The organism is Streptomyces sp. NPDC028711 (assembly GCF_055565415.1).
Genome location: NZ_JBVHUJ010000002.1, coordinates 247,414 through 270,501, shown reverse-complemented (window position 1 = coordinate 270,501; position 23,088 = coordinate 247,414). Strand labels below are relative to the sequence as shown.

The window sequence follows — 23,088 nt, the reverse complement described above, 5'->3', positions numbered from 1 at the left end:
CCCTCACGGCCGGGGCGGGTCATCCGTCCGCTCCCTTCTGCGCGAAGACCGGCATGCGGCCTGCCGACGCGCCTCCGTCGACGGCCAGTTCGGCGCCCGACAGATAGGACGCCTCGTCCGAGGCGAGGAACGCCACCAGGTGGGCGACCTCCTCCGGCTCGCCCACCCGCCCGAGCGGCGCCCCCGGGTGCTCCTTCGTTCCCAGGTGGGCGGTCATGGCCGTGGCGATGGCCCCCGGGTGGACGGAGTTGACCCGGATGCCGTCCGCGCCGAGCTCCAGGGCGGCCGTCCTGGTCAGACCGCGCAGCCCCCACTTCGCGGCGCCGTACGCGCCGTGCCCCCACATGCCCTGGAGGCCGGCCTGCGAGGAGATGTTGACGACGGACCCGCCGCCACCCGCCCTCATCGCCCCGGCCACGGCGCGGATGCCGAGGAACGGGCCGATCAGGTTGACGCGCAGGAGTGCCTCGAGGCGGGCCGGGTCCTCCTCGGTGATGGGCGCGGTGGAGTAGATCGCGGCGTTGTTGACGAGGACGTCGAGCCGGCCGAAGGCGTCGAGGGCGGTGGCCACGGCAGTCGCCCAGGACCGCTCGTCGGTCACGTCGTGGCGTACGAAACGGGCGTCGGGACCGAGGGACGCCGCAGTCGCCGCTCCCTCGGTCTCGCGTACGTCGGTGAGGACCACCTTCGCGCCGAGGGCGGCGAACAGACGGGCCTCCGCCTCGCCCATCCCGCGCGCCGCGCCGGTGACCAGCGCGACCTTTCCCGTCAGATCGACGGCCATCAGAGGCTCTCCTTGAGCTGTCGGAGGGTGGGACCGGCCGTCCAGCCGCCGTCGACGGCGAGTTCCGCGCCGGTGACGTACGAGGCGGCGTCGGAGAGCAGGAAGGCGACCGCGTGCGCGATCTCCTCGGGTTCGCCGAGCCGGCCCATGGGGGCGCGGGAGTAGTTGCCCTCGCCGCGCTCGATGCCGAGGTGGGCGGTCATCGGGGTGTGGATCATGCCGGGGTGCACGGAGTTGACGCGGATCCCGGCGGCCGCGAGCTCCACCGCGCCGACGCGGGTGAGCCCGCGCACGCCCCACTTGGCCGCCCCGTAGCCCGCGGTCAGGGCCAGGCCCATCAGGCCGGCCGCGGAGGAGACGTTGACGACGGAGCCGCCGCCGTTGCGCCGCATCACCGGGATCACGGCCCGCATGCCGAGGAAGACGCCGGTGAGGTCGATGTCGACGACCCGGCGGAAGTCCTCGGCCGTCTGCTCCTCCAGGAGGTGGGAACCGCCGGAGATCCCGGCGTTGTTGACCAGGCCGTCCACGCGGCCGAACACGGTGACCGCGTGGTCCACCACCTCGCGCCAGTCGTCCTCCGATGTGACGTCGTGGCGGACGAACCGGACGTCGCCGCCGAGCCGGGCGGCGGTGGCCCGCCCCTCCTCCTCCCGTACGTCGGTGAGCACCACCCGGGCGCCGGCCCCGGCGGCCACCCGGCCGGCCTCGGCGCCGATGCCGCGCGCTCCACCGGTGATGATCACCGTCTTTCCCCGCAGGTCCGCCCCCTGGCTCCTCACCGCGCCTCGGTGGAGCGCGTACGGGCGATGTGGTCGGCCGCGAGCCAGCTGAAGGTCATGGCGGGGCCGATGGTCGCGCCGGGGCCCGGGTAGGTCTCGCCCATCACGGCGGCGGAGACGTTGCCGGAGGCGTACAGCCCCTCGATCACCGTGCCGTCCTCCCGCAGGACGCGGGCCGTGGCGTCGGTGACCAGGCCGCCCTTGGTGCCGATGTCGCCGGGGTGCACGGGGATCGCGTGGTACGGGCCCTTCTCCAGGGGCGCCAGGTTGGGGTTGGGGAGCGTCGGGTCGCCGTAGTAGCGGTCGTAGACGCTGTCGCCGCGGTGGAAGTCCTCGTCACGGCCCGCGCGGGCGAATCCGTTGAAGCGGTCGACGGTGGCGCGCAGCCGCTCCGGGGCGACGCCGATGCGTGCGGCCAGCTCCTCGACGGTCCCGGCCTGCCTGACGAAGCCGCTCTCCCGCCACGCCTTGGGGAACGGCTGACCGGGGAACAGGCCCATGAAGACGTAGCGGGCCTTGGAGGTGGCGTCGAGGATCAGCCAGGAGGGCACGGTGGACGCCCCGGGCCGGTCGTGGGCGTACATGGCGTCGACGAACTCGTGGTACGGCGCGGCCTCGTTGGCGTACCGCTCCCCCGCCCCGTCGACGATCACCATGCCCGGGATGCCGCGGTCGGCGACCAGGAAGAACGGTCGGCCCTCGGGAGGGACCACCGACGGCGCTCCCCACACCCGGTCCATGAGGTCCGTCGCCGCGCCGAGGGCCGTGCCGAGTTCCAGGGCGTCGCCCGTCTGTCCTTCGGCGGCGGAGCTCCACTCGGTGGAGGTGGGCGCCGGCAGGTGCTTCTCGCGGAGCCGCTGGTCGTGGGAGAAGCCTCCGGAGGCGAGGACGACGCCGCCGGTCGCCCGGATCGTCAGCTCCCGGCCGTCACGGGTGACCTTGACGCCGGTGATCCGGCCGTTCTCCTCCACGAGTCCGGTCAGCGGGGCGGAGAGCCACAGCTCTCCGCCGAGGGTGTCGAACGAGTGCCGCATGCGGGCGATCAACGCCTCGCCGAGGGAGAGCAGTTGCCTGCCGGAGAGCCTGGCCCCGAGGGCCCGGGCGCCGACGCGGGCCGCGGTGAGCCGCCCGGCCCAGGTGCGTCCGACCATGTTCAGCTTCCGGAAGTCCCGGGAGGTGATGGTGAGGCCGTAGGTGGGCAGCCCGGCGCGGCGCATGGTGGCGCGCTGCCGTGGGCCGAGCTTCCCGAAGTCGAAGATCCGGGGTTCGACGGAGCGGCCCTGGGGGTAGCCGCCGAGCCGCTCGGGGTAGTAGTCGGAGTAGCCGGGGGTGTAGTCGAACCGTACGGCGGTGCGGTCGTGGAACTCCCGTACCATCCGGGGTCCATGGGTGAGGTAGGCGTCCTTGCGTGCGGCGGGGACCCGGTCGCCGACGGTGGCGTCCAGGTAGGCACGGGCCTTCTCGGGGGTGTCGCCGAGTCCGGCGGCGTCCAGGTGGAGGTTGCCGGGGACCCAGATCGCCCCGCCGGAGAGGGCGGTCGAGCCGCCGTAGGCCTCGGTCTTCTCCACCACCAGGACGGTCAGTCCGCGCAGCCGGGCGGTGATCGCCGCGGCCAGGCCGGCGGCGCCGGAGCCGGCCACCACCACGTCGTACGTGTGGTCCCACGTGTCGTTCATCGTGTACTCCCTCGTCGGGTCGGAGCGCGTCGCCCGCGCGCCCGGTCAGTGGGCGGTGAGCCGGGCGTCGGTGAGCACCGGACGTCGCGCTCGTCCCAGGTGACGGGGGTGCGCAGCGGCGGCGCGGAGGTCGCCTTCTCGGCGTCGAGGGGCATCAGAACGCCCCCACGGCGTAGCGGCTGCGGAAGAACAGCAGCGGCCGGCCGTCCTCTCCGGCGTCGAGCGCGACGACCCGGGCGGTGACGAGGTGGTGGTCGCCGGCCTCGTACACGGCTGACAGCTCGCACTCCACGTGCGCCAGGGCTCCGTCGACGCGTACGGTGCCGTGCTCGCTGACGCTCCAGGGCACGTCCGTGAACTTGTCGGGGCCGCTGCGGCCGAGCGCGGCGCAGGTGGTCCGCTGGTCCTCGGCGAGGATGGTGACGCAGAAGCGGCCTGTGCGCTCGATCCGCGGCCAGCTGGTGGAGTTCCTGCCGACGGCGAACATGACCAGCGGGGGGTCGAGGGAGAGCGAGGCGAAGGACTGGCAGGCGAAGCCGACGGGGCCGGCGCCGTCGGCGTCGAGGGTCGCCACCACCGTGATGCCGCTGGCGAAGCGGCCGAGGACGTCCCTGAAGACGGAGGGGGCGATCAGCCGTTCCACCGGTGGCCCCAGAAGCTGTCGGCGGTCATCTCCTTGGCGACCCAGGTGGCGGGGTCGACGACGAGGCCGTCCCAGCCGTACTCCACCTGGAAGCCGCCGGGGGCCTGGGCGTAGAACGACACCATGCGGTCGTTGGTGTGGCGGCCGAGGCTGGAGGCGACGGGGATGCCGGCGGCGTTCGTGCGGTCGAGGCCGCGGCCCACGTCGTCGAGGGTCTCCAGCTCCACCATGAAGTGCACGATGCCGGGGGGCAGCGCGCCGGGGTAGAGACCCAGGCTGTGGTGGCGGCGGTTGGGGCTCAGGAAGTGCATCCAGTGGAACTCCCGCTGTTCGGTGGCGGTGGGGACGGCCTGCGGGGGCAGTTTCATCGAGTCCCGCAGCTGGAAGCCGAGCAGGTTCTCGTAGAAGTCGAGGGCGGCCTCGACGTCCGGCACGGGGAGCACGACGTGGCCGAGGCCGAGGTCGCCGGTGACGAAGCGGTTGCCGTACGGGGTGGCGAGCGGGGTGTGGTCCTGCGCCTGGCCCCAGTAGATCTCCAGCGGGTTGCCGCAGGGGTCCGCGACGTGGATCAGGCCCCGGACGCGGCGCTCGGCGAGTTCGGCGGCGTCGGCGGTCTTGACGGCGTGGCCCGCGGCCTCCAGTTCGTCGGCGGCCCGGGTGAGGGCGGCGGCGTCCGCCACCTCCCAGCCGGCCGCGAGGAGCCGGTCGCTCGCGCCCGCCTGGATGACGATCCGGTACGCGCGGTCGTCCAGGCGCAGACAGAGGGTGGACTCGGTGGTGCCGGTCGCCTCCACCATGCCGAGGACGTCGAGCGCGTAGCGGCGCCACTCGTCGAGCGTGGTGGTCTCCAGGCGCAGGTAGCCGAGAGCACGGATGTCCATGGGTGCACCTCTTGTGTCGTGACGGAAGGTCAGGGGCGGGTCAGTGGGAGAAGAAGTCGATCGCCAGGCGGTTGAACTCGTCCGCCCGCTCGGTCTGCGCCCAGTGACCGCAGTGCGGGAAGACGTGCAGGCGGGCGTCGGGGATGGTCCTCAGGGCGACGAGCGCACCGTCGAGGGGGTTGACGCGGTCCTCGCGGCCCCAGGTCAGCAGCACCGGCTGGGTGATCCGGTGGGCCTCGCGCCAGAGCATCACGTCCTCGGCCCAGGCGGGTTCGGCGAAGGAGGCGGCCATCCGCGCGTTGCCGAGCCGGGTGTCGGGGTCGGTGGCCGACGCCCAGCGTTCCTCGACGAGTTCGTCGGTGACGATGGACGGGTCGTACGCCATGACGCCGAGGAAGGCGCGCAGTTGTTCCTTGGTCGGCTCGGGGGCCGCGCTGAACTCGAAGAGGCGCTTGATGCCCTCGGTCGGGTCGGGGGCGAAGAGGTTGACGGAGATCCCGCCGGGGCCCATCAGGAGGAGCTTGGCGACCTTGTCCGGGTGGTTCAGGGCCATCCGGACGGCCGTGCCGCCGCCCAGCGAGTTGCCGACGAAGTGCGCCTGTCGGATGCCGAGTTCGTCCATCAGGGCGGCGACGGCGTCCGCGCTGTAGCTGAAGTAGTCCTTGTCGAGTTCCGGCTTGTCGGAGCGGCCGTAGCACGGCTGGTCGACGAGCAGGGTGCGGAAACGCTCGGCGAAGACGGGGAGGTTGCGGCCGAAGTTGCTCCAGCCGGAGGCGCCGGGGCCGCCGCCGTGCAGCATGATCACGACGGGTGCGTCCGCGGGACCAGCCTCGTGGAGGTGGAGCGTGAGTCCCGCCGCCTTGACGGTGCGGGAGGTCGACGCGTACGTGAGCTCTGCCAGCTCTGCCATCTGCGGGTACGCCTCTCAGGCCATGGTGTCGTGGATGTCGATGCCGAGCGCGCACTGCCCGTACATCACGAGGGCCCGCTCGGGGTCGTTGGCGGCATGACCGCGACCGGTGTGGGCGTCGCGCCAGGCGCGCTGGACGGGCCCTGGCCCTGTGCGCATGGCGTTGCCGCCGGCGTTCTCCATCAGCAGGTCGATCGCCGCGACCGCGCGTTCGGTGGCGAGCACCTGGTCCCGGCGGGTGCGGGTGCGCAGCTCCATGGGGATCTCCTCGCCGCGCTCGGCCAGGTCGTACATCTCGCCGATGTTGCGGGTCAGCTGGAGCCAGCTCGCGTCGATGTCTCCGGCCGCGCGGGCGATGCGGACCTGCGCGAAGGGGTCCTCGGCGACCTTCTGCCCGTAGGAGACGCGGAACCGCTGCCGGGTGGCCTCGGTGTAGGCGTCGAAGGCGCCTTCGGCGATGCCCACGATGGGGGTGGAGATGGTGGTGGTGAACACGCCGGCGTACGGCAGCCGGTACAGCGGCTCGTCGTTGATCTCGTGCCCGGGCACCTTCAGGGCGGTGACCGGGCCGAAGCTCAGCGCGCGGTGCTCCGGCACGAACACGTCCTCGACGACGATGTCGTTGCTGCCGGTGCCGCGCAGGCCGACGGTGTCCCAGACGTCGTCGACGCGGTAGTCGGACCGGGGGATCAGGAAGGTCCGCATGTCGACGGGGTTGCCCTCGCCGTCGGTGACGAGGCAGCCGAGCAGCGCCCAGCGGACGTGGTCGCAGCCGGAGGAGAAGTGCCAGCGGCCGGAGAGCCGGAAGCCGCCGGCTGCCCGGGTCGCCTTGCCGCTCGGCGCGTACGAGGAGGCGATACGGGTCCTGGGGTCCTGGCCCCACACCTCCTGCTGCGCCCGGGGGTCGAACAGGGCGACGTGCCAGGGGTGGACGCCGACCACCGAGGCGACCCAGCCGGTCGAGCCGCAGGCCTTGGCGATCTCCTTGACCGCCGTGTAGAAGAGCCGCGGATCGGCCGCCCGGCCGCCGAAGGCCTTCGGCTGGAGCAGCTGGAAGAAGCCGGTGTCCTCCAGTTCCTCGACGGAGGCCTCGGGCACGCGGCGCAGCGCCTCCGTCTCGGCCGCGCGCTCGCGCAGGGCGGGGGCGAGGTCGCGGATCGCTGCCAGGACGTCATCGGCCATGGGGCGTCCCCTTTCGGGTCGTGGCGGGGGGAGTGCCAGGACCGTACGGCGTGCCGTTCGGCGGCGAAATGCGCTGCTCCCACTGAGCGGGAACCCCGCCCCGGCGGGCTCGTGGCGTGGGGCCGGGCCGGCTCAGAGCATGGGGTCGTGGACGTCCATGCCGAGGGCGTCCTGGGCGTAGAGGACCAGCGCCCGCTCCACGTCGTTGGCCGCCTGGCCGCGGCCGGTGTGCAGGTCGCGCCAGGCGCGTTCCAGGACGTTCCCGGCGCCGCGCAGAGGTCCGGGGCCGGCGTTCTCCATGAGGAGGTCCACGGCGCCGATCGCGCGTTCGGTGGCGAGCACCTGGTCGCGCCGGGCGCGGGCCCGCAGCTCCCTCGGGATCGGGGCGCCGTCGCGGGCGACCGCGTACAGGTCGGCGATGTCGCGGGCGAGCTGCAGCCGGGCGGCGTCGATGTCACCGGCGGCGCGGGCGATACGGACCTGGGCGAAGGGATCCTCGGCGGCGCGGGCGGTGCGGGCCTGGCCGAGGGGGTCACCGGCGGCCCGCCCGCCGTAGGGGGCGCGGAGGCTCTCGCGGGCCGCCGCGACGTAGTGGGCGTAGGCGCCTTCGGCGATGCCGACCATCGCGGTCGAGATGGCGGTGGTGAAGACGGCGGCGTACGGCAGCCGGTACAGCGGTTCGGTGTTGACCTCGTGTCCCGGGCAGCGCAGCGAGGTCACCGGGCCGTAGCCGAGCGTCCGGTGCGCGGGGACGAACGCGCCCTCGACCACGAGGTCGTTGCTGCCGCTGCCGCGCAGGCCGACCGCGTCCCACACGTCGTCCACGCGGTAGTCGGCGGCCGGCACCAGGAAGGTCCGCATGTCCACCGGCCGGCCCTCGCCGTCGGCGACGAGGCCGCCGAGCAGGGCCCACCGGGCGTGGTCGCAGCCGGCGGAGAGGTGCCACCGGCCGGACAGCAGGAAGCCGCCGTCGGCGGCGGTGACCTCTCCGGTGGGTGCGTGGGAGGAGCAGATCCGGCCGGTTCCGTCCGTGCCCCAGACCTCGTCCTGGGCGCGGGGGTCGAGCAGGGCCACGTACCAGGGATGGACGCCGAGGACGGCGGCGGCCCATCCGGTGGAGCCGCACGCCGCGGCGATCTCGTGCACTGCGGCGTAGAACACGGCCGGGTCGGCGGCGAGTCCGCCGTACGCGCGGGGCCGGAGCAGCCGGAAGAAGCCGGTGTCCTCCAGTTCCTCGACGGAGGCCTCGGGCACGCGGCGCAGCGCCTCGGTCTCGGCCGCGCGCTCGCGCAGGGCGGGGGCGAGGGCGCGGACCGCCGCGAGCACGTCGTCCTCGCGCATGCGCGTCCCTCCCGGATTCCGGTCCCGTCCTGCCGTGACGGTAGGGAACCTACGCGTTACTGTTCCGAGACGGAACTCCCTCTTCCCCGCACCTGGCACCTTCTGGCAACCTCCACGCAATACCGGAGATTACGGACCCGGCCGGGAGCGACCGGCCGGCTGTGCCGTCCGTGTGGGAGGTGCCGATGACGACCCGTGCTGTCGAGGCCGGAGTGCCGCCTCTGTCCCTGCTGGAGAAGGCGGCGAAGGTGCTGAGCGCCTTCGAGAGCGGAGGGCCGCGGCTCACCCTGACCGAGGTCGTGCAGCGCTCCGGCATCAGCCGGTCCTCCGCGCACCGCATCCTCGATCAGCTGGTGCAGCTGCGCTGGCTGGAGCGCGAGGGGCGCGACTACCGGCTGGGCATGGGCATGTTGGAGCTCGGTGCCACGGCCTCGCACCACAACCGGCTGCGGCGGGCGGCGCTGCCGCATCTGCACGCGCTGCACGAGTCCACAGGACACCTGGTGCACCTCACCGTCCTCGACGGCACCGAGGTCGTCTATCTGGAGCGGATCGGCGGGTCGGACGACTCGGGCGTGCCGTCACGGACGGGCGGCCGGCAGCCGGCGTACTGCACGGCCTCGGGCAAGGCGATCCTGGCCTTCAGCGACGCCGCGCTCGTGGACGAGGTGATACGGCACGGCCTGCGGCCGCGTACACCGCGCACCCTCACCCGCCCCGAGTCCTTCCGCGGCGAGCTGGCCCTGACGCGGGAGCGCGGGGTGGCCTTCGACCACGAGGAGGGGTACCGGGGAGTCCACTGCGTGGCCGCTCCCCTCCGGGGCGCGGGCCGGGCGATCGCCGCGATCTCGGTGTGCGGTCACGGCGTCCACCGGGAGATGGAACGGATCGCACCCGTCGTGCGCGGCTGCGCGCGGTCGGTGTGGCAGTCGCTGTTCGGGCCCGGCCGTCACACGGAGAAGCGGGCTCGGACGGCCGGGGCGGCACCGGGACCCGAGGTGCCGCAGCCCTCGATGGACCACATGATGGCGTGGCTGCGGTTCAGCGACTGGATGTGAGGAAGCGGGCGCGCAGGGCGGCAAGGCCGGCGCCGCCCTCCAGGGTGGACGGCGGGACGTGCGGGTGCCAGTCGGCGAGAGCACCGAAGTCACCGATGACGGCCCATACGCCATCGGGTCCGGCCGCGAGCACGGTGGAGCGTCGGAGCGTGCGGGGGTCGTTCACGACGCGGTGGCCTCGCCGATGCCGGAGGCGGCTCCGGTGACCAGGCAGGTACGGGACATGGTGTGCTCCTCGTCGGACGTGCGGGAGTGTCGGGCGGGGCGTTCACGAGTAGGTGATCTCGACCCGTTCGGTGAGGGGCAGGGTCTGGCAGGCCAGGACGTACCCCTCGGCGATGTCCTGCTCGTCCAGGACGTCGTTGCGGCGCATCTTCACCTCGCCCGCGAGGACCCGGCAGGTGCAGGCGCTGCAGGCGCCCTCCCGGCAGGAGTACGGGGCGTCCACTCCCCCGGCGAGGAGCGCGTCGAGCAGCGGTGTGCCCGGCGGCCAGGCGATCGTGCGGGTCTCGCCGTCGAGCTCGACCCGCACCGTTCCGCCGTTCGCCGCCGGGGCGTGGGGTGGCACGGACGGCGTCCCGAAGACGTCCCCGGCGAGGGAGAAGAAACGCTCCCGGTGGACTCGGCCGGCCGGTGCGCCGAGCGTCCGCAGGGCCTGTTCGGCGGCGTCCATGAGCGGTTCCGGGCCGCAGACGAAGGTCTCCCGTTCGGCGTACGGCGTGAGCGCGGCGGTCAGCCGATCCACGGTGGGGAGGCCCTGGAGGGACTCCAGCCAGTGGATGACGAGCAGCCGCTCGGGGTGCTCCTCGGTCAGCGCCCGCAGTTCGTCGCGGAAGATGACCGAGCACTCGTCGCGGTTGGCGTAGAGCAGCACCACCCGGCCCGCGCCGCCGGCCAGGGCCGATTTGGCGATCGACAGGACCGGGGTGATCCCGCTGCCTCCGGCGACGAGCAGCAGGTCGCGGTCGAGCGAGGCCGGGGTGAAGGTGCCGGCCGGGGGCAGCACCTCGAGCTCGTCTCCCGCCGCGAGCCGGTCGCAGACCCAGTGGGAGCCGTACCCGCCGGTCACCCGCTTGACGGTGATCTTCATGGGCTCGCCGGTGTGGGGCGAGCTGGCGAGGGAGTAGCAGCGGGCGGCCGGTGTCCCGTCCGCGCCGGGCAGCTTCAGGGTGAGGAACTGCCCGGGGCGGTACGTGAAGCGGTGGGCGCTCTCCGGTGGCGCCTGGAGCACCAGGGAGCGCGCGTCGGCCGTCTCGGCGATGACCTCGACGACGCGGAGCCGGTGGGTGCGGGGCCCTTGCGTGGGCTCGGGCTCCGGCACAGCCTCGGGCTCAGGCATCGGCGGCCTCCGAGGTGCCGACCGGCAGGGTTCCGGCCTCCACCGCGCGGTCGATGCTCGCCCGCAGGGCCCGGCAGGTCGGTATCCGGGCGCTGCTCCCGCCCCGGCCGACCCGGTCGCGGAACTCCGCGCAGACGACGGCCGCTTCGGCGGTCCACTGCACGGAGGTGTGGGCGGGGGTGAACTTCTCGCAGAGGACCTGGTTGCCGCAGGTCCCGCACTCCACCGGCCGCACGTCAGGCTCCGGTCCCCGTCTGCGCCGAGCGGCGGGTCGGGGCGTCCTCGGCGGCCGCGCGGCGGACGAGGTCGTCTTCGGCCTCGGCGCGGCGGACGAGGTTCTCCGCGACCTCCGCGCGCCAGGCCTCGTTGGCGCGCCGGGTGTCGACCTCGAACTCGAAGCGGCGGGTCATCTCGTCCTTGACGTCGGCGGCGTCGACGTAGAACTGCTCGTACCAGCGGCGCAGTTGGTAGACCGGGCCGTCCTCCTCGGTCAGCAGCGGGTTGTCGATGCGGGTCTTGTTCCGCCAGATCTCGACGTCCTGCTCGAATCCGACGGTGGCTCCCTCGGCGGTGAGGCGCGCGGCCTCGGCGGCCTGTTCGTCGGTCATCCCGGGGAGCCGTCTGACGATCGCCCCGTACTGGAGGAGGAAGCTGTCGGCGTCGATCGGGTAGTGGCAGTTGATCAGGACGATCTCCATCTCCGTGCCGCCGCCGACGTCGCTGTAGAGGTGGTCGATCATGTACGAAGGGCCGTGGTAGGAGGCGTCGGAGCGCAGGCGGCCGGAGCTGAGGGTGCCGAGTTCCATGTCGCCGCGGGGGCTGCTCTCCATGTACTGGGTGGCGACATGGCCTTCGAAGACGTTCTTGAAGTACTCCGGGAAGGCGTAGTGGACGTAGTAGAAGTGCGCCATGTCCACGACGTTGTCCACGATCTCGCGGCAGTTCGAGCCCTCGACCCGCAGCGTCTTCCAGGTCCAGTCGCTCCACTGGTCGGCGTCCGGGCCGTGGACGCCCGCGATCTCGGGGACGGTGACCTCGGGCGGCGGCGGGTTGCCCTCGGGGTCGTGCCAGACGAAGAGCTGCTTGTTCCGCTCGAGGGAGAGCCAGGCGCGGGTCCTGGCGCGGGGCGGGACCCGGCGGGCGTACGGGATGCCGGCGCAGCGGCCGTCGCCGGACCAGCGCCAGTCGTGGAAGGGGCAGGCGACGGCGTCGCCCTTGACGGTGCCGTGGGCGAGGTTGCCGCCCATGTGGGGGCAGTAGGCGTTGAGGACGCGCAGCTGTCCGTCGTCCTGGCCCTGGAAGACCACCAGCTTGGTGCCGAACGCCTGGATCTCGTGCGGCTTCCCGTCCTTGAAGCCGTCGGCGAGGCCGAGGCAGTGCCAGCCGCGGGCGAAGCGCGCCGGCGCCCTGCCCGTCTCGATGACCCGGACCTCGTCGTGGGGAGCAGTCATCTCGTTGTCCCTTCTCGTGCGGGGGTTCAGTTCTGTGCGGCGAGTTCCACGGCGATGTCGATGAGCTGGTCCTCCTGGCCGCCGACCAGGCGGCGTTCGCCCGCGCGCAGGAGGATCTCGGCGCCGGAGACGCCGTAGCGCTCGGCCTGCCGGTAGGCGTGCTTGAGGAAGCTGGAGTAGACGCCGGCGTGGCCCATCAGGAGGGCGAGCCGGTCGAGCCGGCACTCCTCGTCCATGACCGGGCGGACCACGTCCTCGGCCGCGTCGATGATCTTCAGTACGTCGATGCCGGTGCGGATGTTCATCTTGGCGCAGACGGCGACGAGCGCCTCGACGGCGGTGTTGCCGGCGCCGGCGCCGAGCCGGCGGGTGGAGCCGTCGATCTGCAGGGCTCCGGCCCTGATCGCGGCGATGGAGTTGCCGGTGCCGAGGGCCAGGTTCTCGTGTCCGTGGAAGCCGACCTGGGCGTCGTCGCCGAGTTCGGCGACGAGGGCCTCGACCCGGGCGGTGACGTCGTCCATGACCATGGCGCCGGCCGAGTCGACCACGTACACGCACTGACAGCCCGCGTCGGCCATGAGGCGGCCCTGCCGCGCCAGCTTCCCGGGGGTCGTGGAGTGGGCCATCATCAGGAAGCCGACGGTCTCCAGGCCCCGTTCGCGTGCGAGCCCGAAGTGCTGCTCCGCGATGTCGGCCTCGGTGCAGTGGGTGGCGATCCGGCAGACGCTCGCGCCGTTGTCGTGCGCGGCGCGGATGTCGTCCTTGACGCCGAGTCCGGGGAGCATCAGGAAGGCGATCCGCGCTCGCCGGGCGGTGTCCGCCGCGACCTTGATGAGTTCCTGTTCGGGGGTCTTCGAGAAGCCGTAGGTGAACGAGGATCCGCCGAGCCCGTCGCCGTGCGTCACCTCGATCACCGGGACGCCGGCGTCGTCGAGGGCCGCGACGACGGAGCGTACGTCCTCCGCGGTGAACTGGTGGCGCTTGGCGTGCGAGCCGTCGCGCAGTGAGGAGTCGGTGACGCGGATGTCGAGGGTGTCCGAGTAGGGCATGGGAGGTGCTCCTTACGTGCCCGGGGCGAGGAGCGCCTTGGCGAACTCCTCGCCGACCTTGGTGGCGGCGGCGGTCATGATGTCGAGGTTTCCGGCGTAGGGCGGCAGGTAGTCGCCCGCGCCCTCGACCTCCAGGAAGATCGCGACGCGGGCCGTCCCGCCGTTCTCCGGGCGGGGGTCGTCGAACTGCGGTTCCGCGCGCAGCCGGTAGCCGGGCACATAGGCGGCGACCTGCTCGGCGATCTCCTTGACGGAGAGGGTGATGGCGGCGCGGTCGGCGTCCTCGGGGATGGCGCAGAAGACGGTGTCGCGCATGATGACCGGCGGGTCGGCGGGGTTGAGGATGATGATCGCCTTGCCGCGGCCCGCGCCGCCGATGGTCTCGATGCCCCGGGAGGTGGTACGGGTGAACTCGTCGATGTTCGCGCGGGTTCCGGGGCCTGCCGAGACGGAGGCCACGGAGGCCACGATCTCCGCGTACGGCACGGGGACGACGCGGGAGACCGCGTACACCATGGGGATGGTGGCCTGGCCGCCGCAGGTGATCATGTTGACGTTGGGCCGGTCCAGGTGGGCGCGCAGGTTCGCGGGCGGGACGACGGCCGGGCCGACGGCTGCCGGGGTGAGGTCGACGGCCTTGATGCCGAGCTCGGCGTAGCGGGGGGCGTTGGCGCGGTGGACGTGGGCGCTGGTGGCCTCGAAGACGATGTCGGGCTTCTCGTCCTGGGCGAGGAGCCGGTCGACGCCCTCGTGGCTGGTCTCGAGTCCGAGGCGCCGGGCGCGGGCGAGGCCCTCGCTGTCGGGGTCGACGCCGATCATCCAGCGGGGTTCGACGTGCGCGGAGCGCAGGAGCTTGTACAGCAGGTCGGTGCCGATGTTGCCGGAGCCGACGATCGCGGCACTCGCCTTGGTCGTGGTGGTCATGATCACCTCAGATGAAGGACAGGGAGACCGGGCCGAGCCCGGTGAACTCGGCGGTGTACGTCGCTCCGGCCGCCACGTCGACGGCCCGGGTGCAGGAACCGGGCAGCACGACGTGCCCCTTCCTCAGGGGCACGCCGAAGCGGGCCACGGTGCGGGCGAGCCAGGCGACGGAGACGGCGGGGTCGCCGAGCACGGCGTCGCCGCGGCCCTCGGCGAGCAGTTCGCCGCCGCTCGTCAGCCGTGCCTCGATCGCCTTCAGGTCCAGCTCGCGGGGGTCTCGGCCCTCGCCGATGACGAATCCGGCGGAGGAGGCGTTGTCCGCGATGGTGTCGGCGATGCCGATCCGCCAGTCGGCGATCCTGCTGTCGATCAACTCCAGGGCGGGTACGACCCGTTCGGTGGCGGCGAGAACGTCGGCGGGGGTGCAGGACTCGCCCGGCAGGTCGTCGCCGAGGACGAAGCCGACCTCGACCTCGACGCGGGGGTGGCAGTAGCGGGAGACGGGGACGGCGCGGTCGGAGCGCAGCTCCATGTCGTGGAGGAGGTGGCCGTAGTCGGGCTCGTCGACGCCCATCATGCGCTGCATGACGGGGGACGACAGGCCGACCTTGTGGCCCCGTATCTCCGCCCCTGCCGCGAGGCGGTGGTGGACGTTGACGAGCTGGATCCCGTAGGCGTCCTCGGTGTCGATGCCGGGGAACGCCTCGGTCAGCGGGGCGATCGGCCTGACGCCGTGTTCGGCGGAGCGCAGCAGCGCGGCCGCCTCGTGTCTCTGGCGGTCCGTGAGCATGAGGGGGTCCCTCCTGGGGCGGCGGCTGGGGCTGTGCGGCGAGGCTAGGGGGGTGCCGGGGGCGGCGGGGAGGGCCCGTTCCCGGTGAGCGGGAAAGCGGCCCGTACCCGGGCCCGCCGTGCGACCGGGACCTGCCGGGCCGGTGCCCGCCGCCGCGGAGGTCCCGGGCCCGCACGAGGCCGTGCCCGCCGCCGCCCTGGGGGTCCCGGGCCCGCCGGGGCGGTGCCCCCCATCTGTGCGGGCAGTGCCCCGGGCCTGCCGTCCCGTGTGCCCACCGCGCCCGGGGCGGCGCCCCCGCCCACCTCCGTGTGGGCAATCGTCCCGCTGGGCGGGACGGGTGGGCCCACGGGACGGCGCCCCTTGGCGGCGCCTCCGCCCCTTGTGCCTGGACCCGCACCGACTGTGCGCCGCACATCGGGTGCGGGTTCGGGCGCGGAAGCCTAGGCCCGGCAAGGGGCGCCGTCCGTTGTGCCCACCCGTTCCGCCCCAGCGGAACGAATGCCCACAACGGGGTGAGCACCGCCCCAGCGGAAGAGAAGCCCACAACGGGGTGGGCACCGCCCCGGCGGAGCAGGTGCCCGCACCCAGGGTGGGCGGGGGCGCGGCGGAGGTGGTCAGTGGGTGCCGTAGACCGGGTGGGGGGGTTCCGCCGTCGCCAGGAGGTTCCTGGTCGTCTCGCCCGCCTCCACCGGGGTCCATCGGGCCCCCTTGTCGGCCGTCGGGCCCGGTCGCCAGCCCTCCATGACGGTGATCCGGCCCGCCTCCGCCTCGAAGACCCGCCCCGTGACGCCCGCCGAGGCCGCGGAGCCCAGCCAGACGACGAGGGGGGAGACGTTCTCCGGGGCCATGGCGTCGAAGCCGGCGCCGCCCGGCGCGGCCATCGTCTCGGCGAAGGTCCGCTCGGTCATGCGGGTGCGGGCCGCGGGGGCGATGGCGTTGACCTGGACGCCGTACCGGGCGGTCTCTGCGGCCGCGACGAGGGTGAGGCCGACGATCCCGGCCTTGGCGGCGGCGTAGTTGCCCTGCCCGACACTGCCGAGCAGACCGGCCCCCGAGCTGGTGTTGACGACGCGTGCCTCGGGCGTGCGGCCGGCCTTCGCCTCGGCGCGCCAGTGCGCGACGGCGTGCTTGAGCGGCAGGAAGTGGCCCTTGAGGTGGACGCGCATGACGGCGTCCCAGTCGTCCTCGTCGAGGTTGACCAGCATGCGGTCGCGCAGGAAGCCGGCGTTGTTGACGAGGGTGTCAAGGCGGCCGAAGGTGTCGAGGGCGACGGCGATCAGCGAGGCCGCGCCGTCGGAGGTGGCGATGTCGCCGCCGTGGGCGACCGCCGTTCCGCCGGACGCCGTGATCTCGTCGACGACCTCCTTGGCGGGTCCCGCGCCCGCTCCGGTACCGTCCAGGCCGACGCCGAGGTCGTTGACGACGACCAGGGCGCCCTCGGCGGCGAAGGCGAGCGCGTGGGCGCGGCCGAGGCCGCGGCCCGCGCCGGTGACGACGACGACGCGTCCGCTGCACAGTCCTGTCATGGTGTGTTCCCTTCGCTGGATGTGTGGTTGACGGTCGCGGCGTCGAGGAAGGCGGGGCGTTCCCCGCCGCCGTGCACGGGCAGGCTGGCGCCGCTGATGTACGCGGCGCGGTCGGAGGCGAGGAAGACGCAGGCGTCGCCGACGTCGGCGGGCTCGGCGAGCCGGCCGAGCGGCACGGTGCGGCCGACGGCGGCGATGCCGTCCTCGTCGCCGTAGTGCAGCGGGGACAGTTCGGTGCGCACCATGCCGAGGACGAGGGTGTTGACCCGCACCTTCGGCGCCCATTCCACGGCCATGGACCGGGCGAGGTTGTCCAGGCCCGCCTTGGCGGCTCCGTAGGCCGCGCTGCCCGGCGAGGGGCGGGTGCCACTGACGCTGCCGATCATGATGATCGCCCCTCCCCCGCTCTGGTGGCGCATCACCTCGTACGCGGCGAGGGAGGCGGTCAGAGGGGCGAGGAGGTTCAGCTCGACGACGCGGACCTGCTGCCGGGCGCCGCCCTCGTGGAGCATCCGGAAGGGGGTTCCGCCGGCGTTGTTGACCAGGAGGTCCAGCCTTCCGTGCTCGGCGCGCACCCGGTCGAAGAAGTCCGTGACCGCCGCCGGGTCGCGCAGGTCGACGGGGAGGAACCTGGCCGTGCGCCCCGCCGCCTCGACGGGCTTCTCCGGGGCGCGTCGCGCGCAGGTCACGACCTCCGCGCCGGCTTCGAGCAGGGACCGGGTGATTCCGGCGCCGACGCCCCGCGTGCCGCCGGTGACGACGGCGACGGATCCCGAGAGATCGGTGATGACTGCCAAGGGACACCTCCCGCAGCGTGCGAACCGCTGCTATCTTCCGCCTAACAAACGTTTGGTGGAAAGGTAGCTGATCTGCTCATGGGTGTCTCCACCTCCGCCCCCGACAAGGGCGTCGCCGTCGTCACCGTCGACTTCCCCCCGGTCAACGCCCTCCCCGTGCGGGGCTGGTACGACCTCGCCGCCGCGGTCCGCACCGCCGGCGCCGACCCCGAGGTGCGCTGCGTCGTCCTCACCGCCGAGGGCCGCGGCTTCAACGCCGGCGTCGACATCAAGGAGATCCAGCGCACGGCCGGGCACGAAGCCCTCCTGGGCGCCAACCGCGGCTGTTACGAGGCGTTCGCCGCGGTCTACGACTGCGAGGTGCCGGTCGTCGCCGCCGTGCACGGCTTCTGTCTCGGCGGCGGCATCGGCCTGGCCGGCAACGCCGACGCGATCGTCGCCTCCGACGACGCGACCTTCGGCCTGCCCGAACTGGACCGCGGCGCGCTCGGCGCGGCCACGCACCTCGCCCGGCTGGTCCCCCAGCAGCTGATGCGGACCCTCTACTACACCTCGCGCACCGTCACCGCCCAGGAGCTGCACCGGCACGGCTCGGTGTGGCGGGTCGTTCCGCGCGGCGAACTGGCGGCCGCGGCCCTCGAACTGGCCCGGGAGATCGCCGCCAAGGACGGACAGCTGATCCGGCTCGCCAAGGCCGCGATCAACGGCATCGACCCGGTGGACGTCCACCGGAGCTACCGCTTCGAGCAGGGCTTCACCTTCGAGGCCAATCTCAGCGGCGTCGCCGACCGGGTCCGCGACACCTTCGGCAAGGACGACGCCCCCGGCGGGAACTCCGGCTTCGACACCGACAAGGAGCAGTCGTGAGCAAGGACAAGACGATGACCGCCGAGGAGGTCGTGGGCCGCCTCAGGAGCGGGATGACCCTCGGCATCGGCGGCTGGGGCTCCCGGCGCAAGCCGATGGCCCTGGTCCGGGCGCTGCTGCGGTCGGACCTCACCGATCTGACCGTGGTCTCGTACGGCGGCCCGGACGTCGGGCTGCTCGCCGCCGCCGGGAAGATCCGCAAGCTGGTCGCGGCCTTCGCCACCCTCGACTCGATCCCCCTGGAACCCCACTTCGGCGCGGCCCGGCAGCGCGGCGCCCTCGAACTGGTGGAGCTCGACGAGGCGATGGTCATGTGGGGCCTGACGGCCGCCGTGCACCGGCTGCCCTTCATGCCCATCAGGGCCGGGCTCGCCTCGGACGTCATGACCGTCAACCCGTCCCTTCGGACCGTGACGTCCCCGTACGACGACCGTGAGGAGCTCGTCGCCGTCCCCGCCCTCCGGCTTGACGCCGCGCTCGTCCACGTCAACCGCGCCGACACCCACGGCAACGGCCAGTACCTCGGCCCCGACCCGTACTTCGACGACCTGTTCTGCGAGGCCGCCGACACCGCGTACGTCTCCTGCGAGCGGATCGTGGAGACCTCGGAGCTGCTCAAGGACGCGGGACCGCCGTCCCTGCTGCTCAAGCGCGCGTTCGTCGACGGTGTCGTCGAGACCCCGAACGGCGCGCACTTCACCTCCTGCGCCCCCGACTACGACCGCGACGAGGCGTTCCAGCGCGCCTACGTCCGGGCGGCCCGCGACCCGGACGCCTGGCGGGCCTTCACGACACGGTTCCTCTCCGGCGACGAGGACGCGTACCAGGCCGCGGTGACGGCCTTCCACGAGGAGGAAGCATGAGCGGCACCCGTACGAGCGGGGCGACGCGCGCCGAGTACTGCGTGGTGGCCTGCGCCGAGGCGTGGCGGGACGCGGGCGAGGTCCTGGCCAGCCCGATGGGCACCGTCCCCGTGATCGGCGCCCGGCTCGCCCGCCTCACCTTCTCCCCCGACCTGCTGCTCACCGACGGAGAGGCGCTGCTCATCGACGACGTCCCGGCGGTCGGCGCCGCGCCCCGGGTGGTGGAGGGCTGGCTGCCGTACCGACAGCACCTGGCCCTGGTCGCCACCGGGCGGCGGCACGTCATGATGGGCGCGAGCCAGCTCGACCGGTACGGCAACCAGAACATCAGCTGCGTCGGAGACTGGGCGCGGCCCCGGCGCCAGCTCCTCGGTGTGCGCGGCGCACCCGTCAACACGCTCAACAACCCGACCAGTTACTGGGTACCGAAGCACTCGACGAGGGTCTTCGTCGAGCGGGTCGACATGGTCTGCGGGGTGGGATACGACCGGGCCGCCGCGGCCGGCCCCTCCGCCACCCGCTACCACCGGCTGCCGGACGTCATCAGCGACCTGGGCGTCTTCGACTTCGAGACCCCCGACCGCCGCATGCGGCTGCGCTCGCTGCACCCCGGCGTCACGGTCGAGCAGGTCACGGAGGCCACCGGCTTCGCGCTCGCCGTCCCCGACGAGGTGCCGTTCACCCGTGAGCCCACCGCCGAGGAACTGCGGCTGATCCGCGAGGAGATCGACCCGAAGGGGCTGCGCGACCGCGAGGTCCCGTCATGAACGCCCTCACGATCGCCACCCCGCTCACCGAACTCGTCGGGGTGCGGCACCCCGTCGTACAGACCGGCATGGGGTGGGTGGCCGGCCCCCGCCTGGTCTCGGCGACCGCGAACGCGGGCGCGCTCGGCATCCTCGCCTCGGCGACGATGACCGTCGAGCAGCTCCGCTCCGCCGTCCGCGAGGTCAAGGCCCGTACCGACGCGCCGTTCGGCGTGAACCTGCGCGCGGACGCCGGGGACGCGGCCGAACGCGTACGGATCATCATCGACGAGGGCGTCAGGGTCGCCTCCTTCGCGCTCGCCCCGTCCCGCGAGCTGATCGCCCGGCTCAAGGACGCCGGTGTCGTCGTCATCCCCTCGATCGGGGCAAGACGGCACGCCGAGAAGGTCGCCGCGTGGGGCGCCGACGCGGTCATCGTCCAGGGCGGCGAGGGCGGCGGCCACACCGGGAGCGTCGCCACCAGCGTCCTGCTCCCGCAGGTCGTGGACGCCGTCGACATCCCCGTCGTCGCCGCCGGCGGCTTCCACGACGGGCGCGGCCTGGTCGCGGCCCTGGCGTACGGCGCGGCCGGGGTCGCCATGGGCACCCGCTTCCTGCTCACCTCCGACAGCACGGTCCCCGACGCGGTGAAGGCCCGCTACCTGGCCGCGGCGGTCGGCGACGTCACCGTCACCACGAAGGTGGACGGACTGCCGCACCGGATGCTCCGCACCGAGCTCGTCGACGCGCTGGAACGCTCGGGCCGGGCCGCCTCACTGGTACGGGCCGTCCGGCACGCCGCCGCCTTCCGGCGCGAGTCCGGCATGAGCTGGGCGCGGATGGTCCGCGACGGCCTGGCGATGAAGCACGGCAAGGAACTGACCTGGAGTCAGGTCCTGCTTGCCGCCAACACCCCCATGCTGCTCAAGGCGTCCATGGTCGAGGGCCGCACCGACCTCGGCGTGATGGCGGCCGGGCAGGTCGCGGGCCTCATCGACGACCTGCCGTCCTGCGCCGAACTGGTCGACCGCGTGATGTCCGAGGCGCGGGCCACGCTCGACGCTCTCCCCACACCCGCCGGCGCGCCCGCCCCCGCCCCCCTGCCCGCTCCCGCCCACCTGCCCACCACGGGCTGACCGGCCAGCCCCCGGCACCTCCATGCTCGGTCCCGCCCGCCACGGGCTGACCGGCCGTATGACGCCCGGCCCCGACCGTCCGCCCCGGTCCGGCCGGCCCGCACCGCGCACCTCTCCAGGCAATCCCCCTCATCCCCCTTGGAGTCGAACCATGCGTGCCCTCCCCGTCCGGCGTGCCACCGCCGTGGTCACCGCCACCGTCCTCCTGGGCGCTCTGCCCACCCTCGCCGCGGCCGACGCCCCGGCGAGATCCGTCACCGCGCGCTCGTACAGCGCCGACCCCGGCGTCGACGTCCGCCTCGTCCCGCTCCAGGGCGCGGTCAACACCCGTGACCTGGGCGGCCTCCGTACGTACACGGGCCGGCAGGTCCGCCATGGGCAGGTGTTCCGGGCCGACGCCCTGAACAGGCTGACCGACGCGGACCTCGCCACCGTGTCCGGGCTGCGGCTGCGCACCGTCCTGGACTTCCGCACCCCGGAGGAGGTCGCGCGGGACGGCGCCGACCGCCTCCCCGACGGCCTCGTCCCGACCGCCCGGCCCGTGACCGATCTCGGCCTGTACGCCAGGACGACCGCGGTCATCGGTTCCCGGGACCCCGTCAAGCAGCAGGAGGTGCTCGGCGACGGCAGGGCCGCGCAGCTGATGCGGGACATCTACCGCACCTTCGTCACCGACGCGGACAGTCGCCGCCAGTTCGCCGCGACCGTGCGGGACATCGCCCACCACACGGGGGCGCCCCTGCTCTTCCACTGCACGTCCGGCAAGGACCGCACCGGCTGGATGAGCTATGTGGTGCTGCGCGCCGTGGGCGTCCCGGCCGAGGCGGCCGAGCGGGACTTCCTGCTGTCCAACACCTTCCGCGCGGCGGCGGACCGCCGGGTCCGTGAGGGGCTGAAGCAGGGCGGCTACATGGAGAACCCGGATCTGCTCATCCCCCTCCAGGAGGTCCGCTCCGACTACCTGGGATCCGCCGTGGACCAGATCGAGAGGGACTACGGCGGCTTCCACCGGTACCTCACCGAGGGCCTCGGCCTGGACACCGCGACCCTGGCGAAGCTCCGCGCCCGGCTCGTGCGGTAGGAATCCCGAAAGCGGAAGGCCGCCGGGGTGAGGTCACCCCGGCGGCCTTCCGTCGTACCGCCTCCGTCACGGGCCTCCGTCATGGGCCTCCGTCACAGCCGCTCGATGATCGTCACGTTCGCCTGGCCACCGCCCTCGCACATCGTCTGCAGGCCGTAGCGGCCTCCCCTGCGCTCGAGTTCGTGGAGCAGGGTGGTCGCGAGCTTGGTGCCGGTCGCGCCGAGCGGGTGGCCCAGGGCGATGGCGCCGCCGTTGACGTTGACCTTCTCCGGGTCGGCGCCGGTCTCCTTGAGCCAGGCCAGGACGACCGGGGCGAACGCCTCGTTGATCTCCACCAGGTCGATGTCGTCGATCGTCATCCCGGCCTTCTTCAGCGCGTACGCCGTCGCCGGGATCGGGGCGGACAGCATGCGGATCGGGTCCTCGCCCCGTACGGAAAGGTGGTGGACCCGGGCGCGCGGGGTCAGGCCGTGCTCACGTACGGCACGCTCCGAGGCGATCAGCATCGCCGAGGCGCCGTCGGAGACCTGCGAGGAGACCGCGGCGGTCAGCCGGCCGCCCTCCACCAGGGGGCGCAGGGCGGCCATCTTCTCCAGGGTGGTGTCGCGGCGCGGGCCCTCGTCGGTGGTCACCCCGCCGTACGGCACGATCTCGCGGTCGAAGCGGCCCTCGTCGATGGCCCGGAGTGCCCGCTGGTGCGAGCGCAGGGCGAACTCCTCCATGTCGCGGCGGGAGACGTCCCACGTGCTCGCGATGAGTTCGGCACCGTGGAACTGGTTGACCGGCTGGTCGCCGTAGCGGGCCCGCCAGCCCTCGGAGCCGGCGTACGGGCCCTCGGTGAGGCCGAGGGGCTCGGCGGCCTGGCGGCCGGCGAAGGCGATGGGGACCTGGGACATGTTCTGGACGCCGCCCGCGACGACCAGGTCCTGGGTGCCGGAGAGGACTCCCTGGGCGGCGAAGTGCAGGGCCTGCTGGGAGGAGCCGCACTGCCGGTCCACGGTGACGCCGGGAACCTCCTCGGGCAGTCCTGCGGCCAGCCAGCAGGTGCGGGCTATGTCGCCGGCCTGCGGGCCGACGGTGTCGAGGCAGCCGAGGACGACGTCCTCGACGGCGGCCGGGTCGACGCCCGATCGTTCCATCAGCGCCTTCAGGACGTGCGCTCCGAGGTCGGCCGGATGGACGGCGGCAAGGCCGCCGTTCCGCCTGCCGACCGGGGTGCGTACCGCGTCCACGATGTATGCCTCGGCCATGGCCACTCCTTC

24 protein-coding genes are annotated in these 23,088 nt (G+C 73.3%); 6 read left to right on the top strand and 18 right to left on the bottom strand.

Features of this window, described 5'->3' with window-relative positions; all coding sequences use genetic code 11:
* Window positions 1–19: 19 nt before the first annotated feature.
* The 8 genes from ACZ4VK_RS07055 to hsaA (ACZ4VK_RS07020) all read right to left on the bottom strand — a co-directional run bounded on the left by ACZ4VK_RS07055 (window position 20) and on the right by hsaA (ACZ4VK_RS07020) (window position 8,199).
* Window positions 20–784: a glucose 1-dehydrogenase gene (locus ACZ4VK_RS07055; protein WP_468349349.1), complete on the bottom strand. Its 765-nt coding sequence runs from the start codon at window positions 782–784 to the stop codon at window positions 20–22.
* On the bottom strand, window positions 784–1,566 hold the full coding sequence (locus ACZ4VK_RS07050; RefSeq protein ID WP_468349347.1) for a glucose 1-dehydrogenase: 783 nt from the start codon (window positions 1,564–1,566) through the stop codon (window positions 784–786). The genes ACZ4VK_RS07055 and ACZ4VK_RS07050 overlap by 1 nt, the downstream gene beginning before the upstream one ends.
* Entirely contained in the window at window positions 1,563–3,242 is a 1,680-nt protein-coding gene (locus tag ACZ4VK_RS07045) for an FAD-dependent oxidoreductase (RefSeq protein ID WP_468349344.1), read from the bottom strand. Before ACZ4VK_RS07045 ends, ACZ4VK_RS07050 begins: the two co-directional genes overlap by 4 nt.
* A 154-nt stretch (window positions 3,243–3,396) precedes the next feature.
* Window positions 3,397–3,885 (bottom strand): flavin reductase family protein, encoded by a 489-nt coding sequence (locus ACZ4VK_RS07040; RefSeq protein ID WP_468349341.1) that lies wholly within the window; start codon window positions 3,883–3,885, stop codon window positions 3,397–3,399.
* The gene (locus ACZ4VK_RS07035; RefSeq protein ID WP_468349339.1) at window positions 3,873–4,766 is read right to left on the bottom strand and encodes a VOC family protein; all 894 of its coding nucleotides are present in this window, start codon (window positions 4,764–4,766) and stop codon (window positions 3,873–3,875) included. Before ACZ4VK_RS07035 ends, ACZ4VK_RS07040 begins: the two co-directional genes overlap by 13 nt.
* A gap of 40 nt (window positions 4,767–4,806) precedes the next feature.
* Entirely contained in the window at window positions 4,807–5,676 is an 870-nt protein-coding gene (gene hsaD / locus ACZ4VK_RS07030; protein ID WP_468349337.1) for a 4,5:9,10-diseco-3-hydroxy-5,9,17-trioxoandrosta-1(10),2-diene-4-oate hydrolase, read from the bottom strand.
* 15 nt (window positions 5,677–5,691) lie between these two features.
* The gene (gene hsaA / locus ACZ4VK_RS07025; RefSeq protein WP_468349335.1) at window positions 5,692–6,858 is read right to left on the bottom strand and encodes a 3-hydroxy-9,10-secoandrosta-1,3,5(10)-triene-9,17-dione monooxygenase oxygenase subunit; all 1,167 of its coding nucleotides are present in this window, start codon (window positions 6,856–6,858) and stop codon (window positions 5,692–5,694) included.
* Between the two features lie 132 nt (window positions 6,859–6,990).
* The gene (gene hsaA, locus ACZ4VK_RS07020) at window positions 6,991–8,199 is read right to left on the bottom strand and encodes a 3-hydroxy-9,10-secoandrosta-1,3,5(10)-triene-9,17-dione monooxygenase oxygenase subunit (protein WP_468349333.1); all 1,209 of its coding nucleotides are present in this window, start codon (window positions 8,197–8,199) and stop codon (window positions 6,991–6,993) included.
* Window positions 8,200–8,384: 185 nt separating this feature from the next.
* On the opposite strand from hsaA (ACZ4VK_RS07020), the gene ACZ4VK_RS07015 reads away from it, so the two are divergent.
* A complete protein-coding gene (locus ACZ4VK_RS07015; RefSeq protein ID WP_468349331.1) occupies window positions 8,385–9,257 on the top strand; it encodes an IclR family transcriptional regulator in 873 nt (290 codons plus the stop codon).
* Here the strand turns inward: ACZ4VK_RS07015 and ACZ4VK_RS07010 are convergent.
* The 9 genes from ACZ4VK_RS07010 to ACZ4VK_RS06970 all read right to left on the bottom strand — a co-directional run bounded on the left by ACZ4VK_RS07010 (window position 9,241) and on the right by ACZ4VK_RS06970 (window position 17,133).
* Window positions 9,241–9,423: an SRPBCC family protein gene (locus ACZ4VK_RS07010; protein ID WP_468349329.1), complete on the bottom strand. Its 183-nt coding sequence runs from the start codon at window positions 9,421–9,423 to the stop codon at window positions 9,241–9,243. The two genes, ACZ4VK_RS07015 and ACZ4VK_RS07010, sit on opposite strands and share 17 nt — an antisense overlap.
* Before the next feature lie 102 nt (window positions 9,424–9,525).
* Window positions 9,526–10,596 (bottom strand): 2Fe-2S iron-sulfur cluster-binding protein, encoded by a 1,071-nt coding sequence (locus tag ACZ4VK_RS07005; protein WP_468349328.1) that lies wholly within the window; start codon window positions 10,594–10,596, stop codon window positions 9,526–9,528.
* Window positions 10,589–10,831 (bottom strand): hypothetical protein, encoded by a 243-nt coding sequence (locus tag ACZ4VK_RS07000; RefSeq protein WP_468349326.1) that lies wholly within the window; start codon window positions 10,829–10,831, stop codon window positions 10,589–10,591. Before ACZ4VK_RS07000 ends, ACZ4VK_RS07005 begins: the two co-directional genes overlap by 8 nt.
* Before the next feature lies 1 nt (window position 10,832).
* The gene (locus tag ACZ4VK_RS06995; RefSeq protein ID WP_468349324.1) at window positions 10,833–12,047 is read right to left on the bottom strand and encodes a Rieske 2Fe-2S domain-containing protein; all 1,215 of its coding nucleotides are present in this window, start codon (window positions 12,045–12,047) and stop codon (window positions 10,833–10,835) included.
* A gap of 26 nt (window positions 12,048–12,073) precedes the next feature.
* Window positions 12,074–13,096: a 4-hydroxy-2-oxovalerate aldolase gene (dmpG, locus tag ACZ4VK_RS06990; protein ID WP_468349322.1), complete on the bottom strand. Its 1,023-nt coding sequence runs from the start codon at window positions 13,094–13,096 to the stop codon at window positions 12,074–12,076.
* Between the two features lie 12 nt (window positions 13,097–13,108).
* Window positions 13,109–14,020 (bottom strand): acetaldehyde dehydrogenase (acetylating), encoded by a 912-nt coding sequence (locus ACZ4VK_RS06985; protein WP_468349320.1) that lies wholly within the window; start codon window positions 14,018–14,020, stop codon window positions 13,109–13,111.
* A 7-nt stretch (window positions 14,021–14,027) separates the two neighbouring features.
* Entirely contained in the window at window positions 14,028–14,810 is a 783-nt protein-coding gene (locus ACZ4VK_RS06980) for a 2-keto-4-pentenoate hydratase (RefSeq protein ID WP_468349318.1), read from the bottom strand.
* Between the two features lie 614 nt (window positions 14,811–15,424).
* Entirely contained in the window at window positions 15,425–16,336 is a 912-nt protein-coding gene (locus ACZ4VK_RS06975) for an SDR family oxidoreductase (protein WP_468349316.1), read from the bottom strand.
* On the bottom strand, window positions 16,333–17,133 hold the full coding sequence (locus tag ACZ4VK_RS06970) for an SDR family oxidoreductase (protein ID WP_468349314.1): 801 nt from the start codon (window positions 17,131–17,133) through the stop codon (window positions 16,333–16,335). The genes ACZ4VK_RS06975 and ACZ4VK_RS06970 overlap by 4 nt, the downstream gene beginning before the upstream one ends.
* Window positions 17,134–17,211: 78 nt before the next feature.
* Here ACZ4VK_RS06970 and ACZ4VK_RS06965 point away from each other — a divergent pair, with 78 nt between their 5' ends.
* The 5 genes from ACZ4VK_RS06965 to ACZ4VK_RS06945 all read left to right on the top strand — a co-directional run bounded on the left by ACZ4VK_RS06965 (window position 17,212) and on the right by ACZ4VK_RS06945 (window position 21,826).
* Window positions 17,212–18,000, top strand: a complete 789-nt coding sequence (locus ACZ4VK_RS06965; RefSeq protein WP_468349312.1) for an enoyl-CoA hydratase family protein — start codon at window positions 17,212–17,214, stop codon at window positions 17,998–18,000.
* A 14-nt stretch (window positions 18,001–18,014) separates the two neighbouring features.
* Window positions 18,015–18,863: a CoA transferase subunit A gene (locus ACZ4VK_RS06960; protein WP_468350777.1), complete on the top strand. Its 849-nt coding sequence runs from the start codon at window positions 18,015–18,017 to the stop codon at window positions 18,861–18,863.
* Window positions 18,860–19,630: a CoA-transferase subunit beta gene (locus ACZ4VK_RS06955; protein ID WP_468349310.1), complete on the top strand. Its 771-nt coding sequence runs from the start codon at window positions 18,860–18,862 to the stop codon at window positions 19,628–19,630. Before ACZ4VK_RS06960 ends, ACZ4VK_RS06955 begins: the two co-directional genes overlap by 4 nt.
* Window positions 19,627–20,745: an NAD(P)H-dependent flavin oxidoreductase gene (locus tag ACZ4VK_RS06950; RefSeq protein ID WP_468349308.1), complete on the top strand. Its 1,119-nt coding sequence runs from the start codon at window positions 19,627–19,629 to the stop codon at window positions 20,743–20,745. Before ACZ4VK_RS06955 ends, ACZ4VK_RS06950 begins: the two co-directional genes overlap by 4 nt.
* 151 nt (window positions 20,746–20,896) lie before the next feature.
* Window positions 20,897–21,826 (top strand): tyrosine-protein phosphatase, encoded by a 930-nt coding sequence (locus tag ACZ4VK_RS06945; protein WP_468349306.1) that lies wholly within the window; start codon window positions 20,897–20,899, stop codon window positions 21,824–21,826.
* Window positions 21,827–21,918: 92 nt separating this feature from the next.
* Here ACZ4VK_RS06945 and ACZ4VK_RS06940 read toward each other — a convergent pair whose 3' ends face one another.
* Window positions 21,919–23,076: an acetyl-CoA C-acetyltransferase gene (locus ACZ4VK_RS06940; protein WP_468349304.1), complete on the bottom strand. Its 1,158-nt coding sequence runs from the start codon at window positions 23,074–23,076 to the stop codon at window positions 21,919–21,921.
* Window positions 23,077–23,088 lie beyond the last annotated feature (12 nt).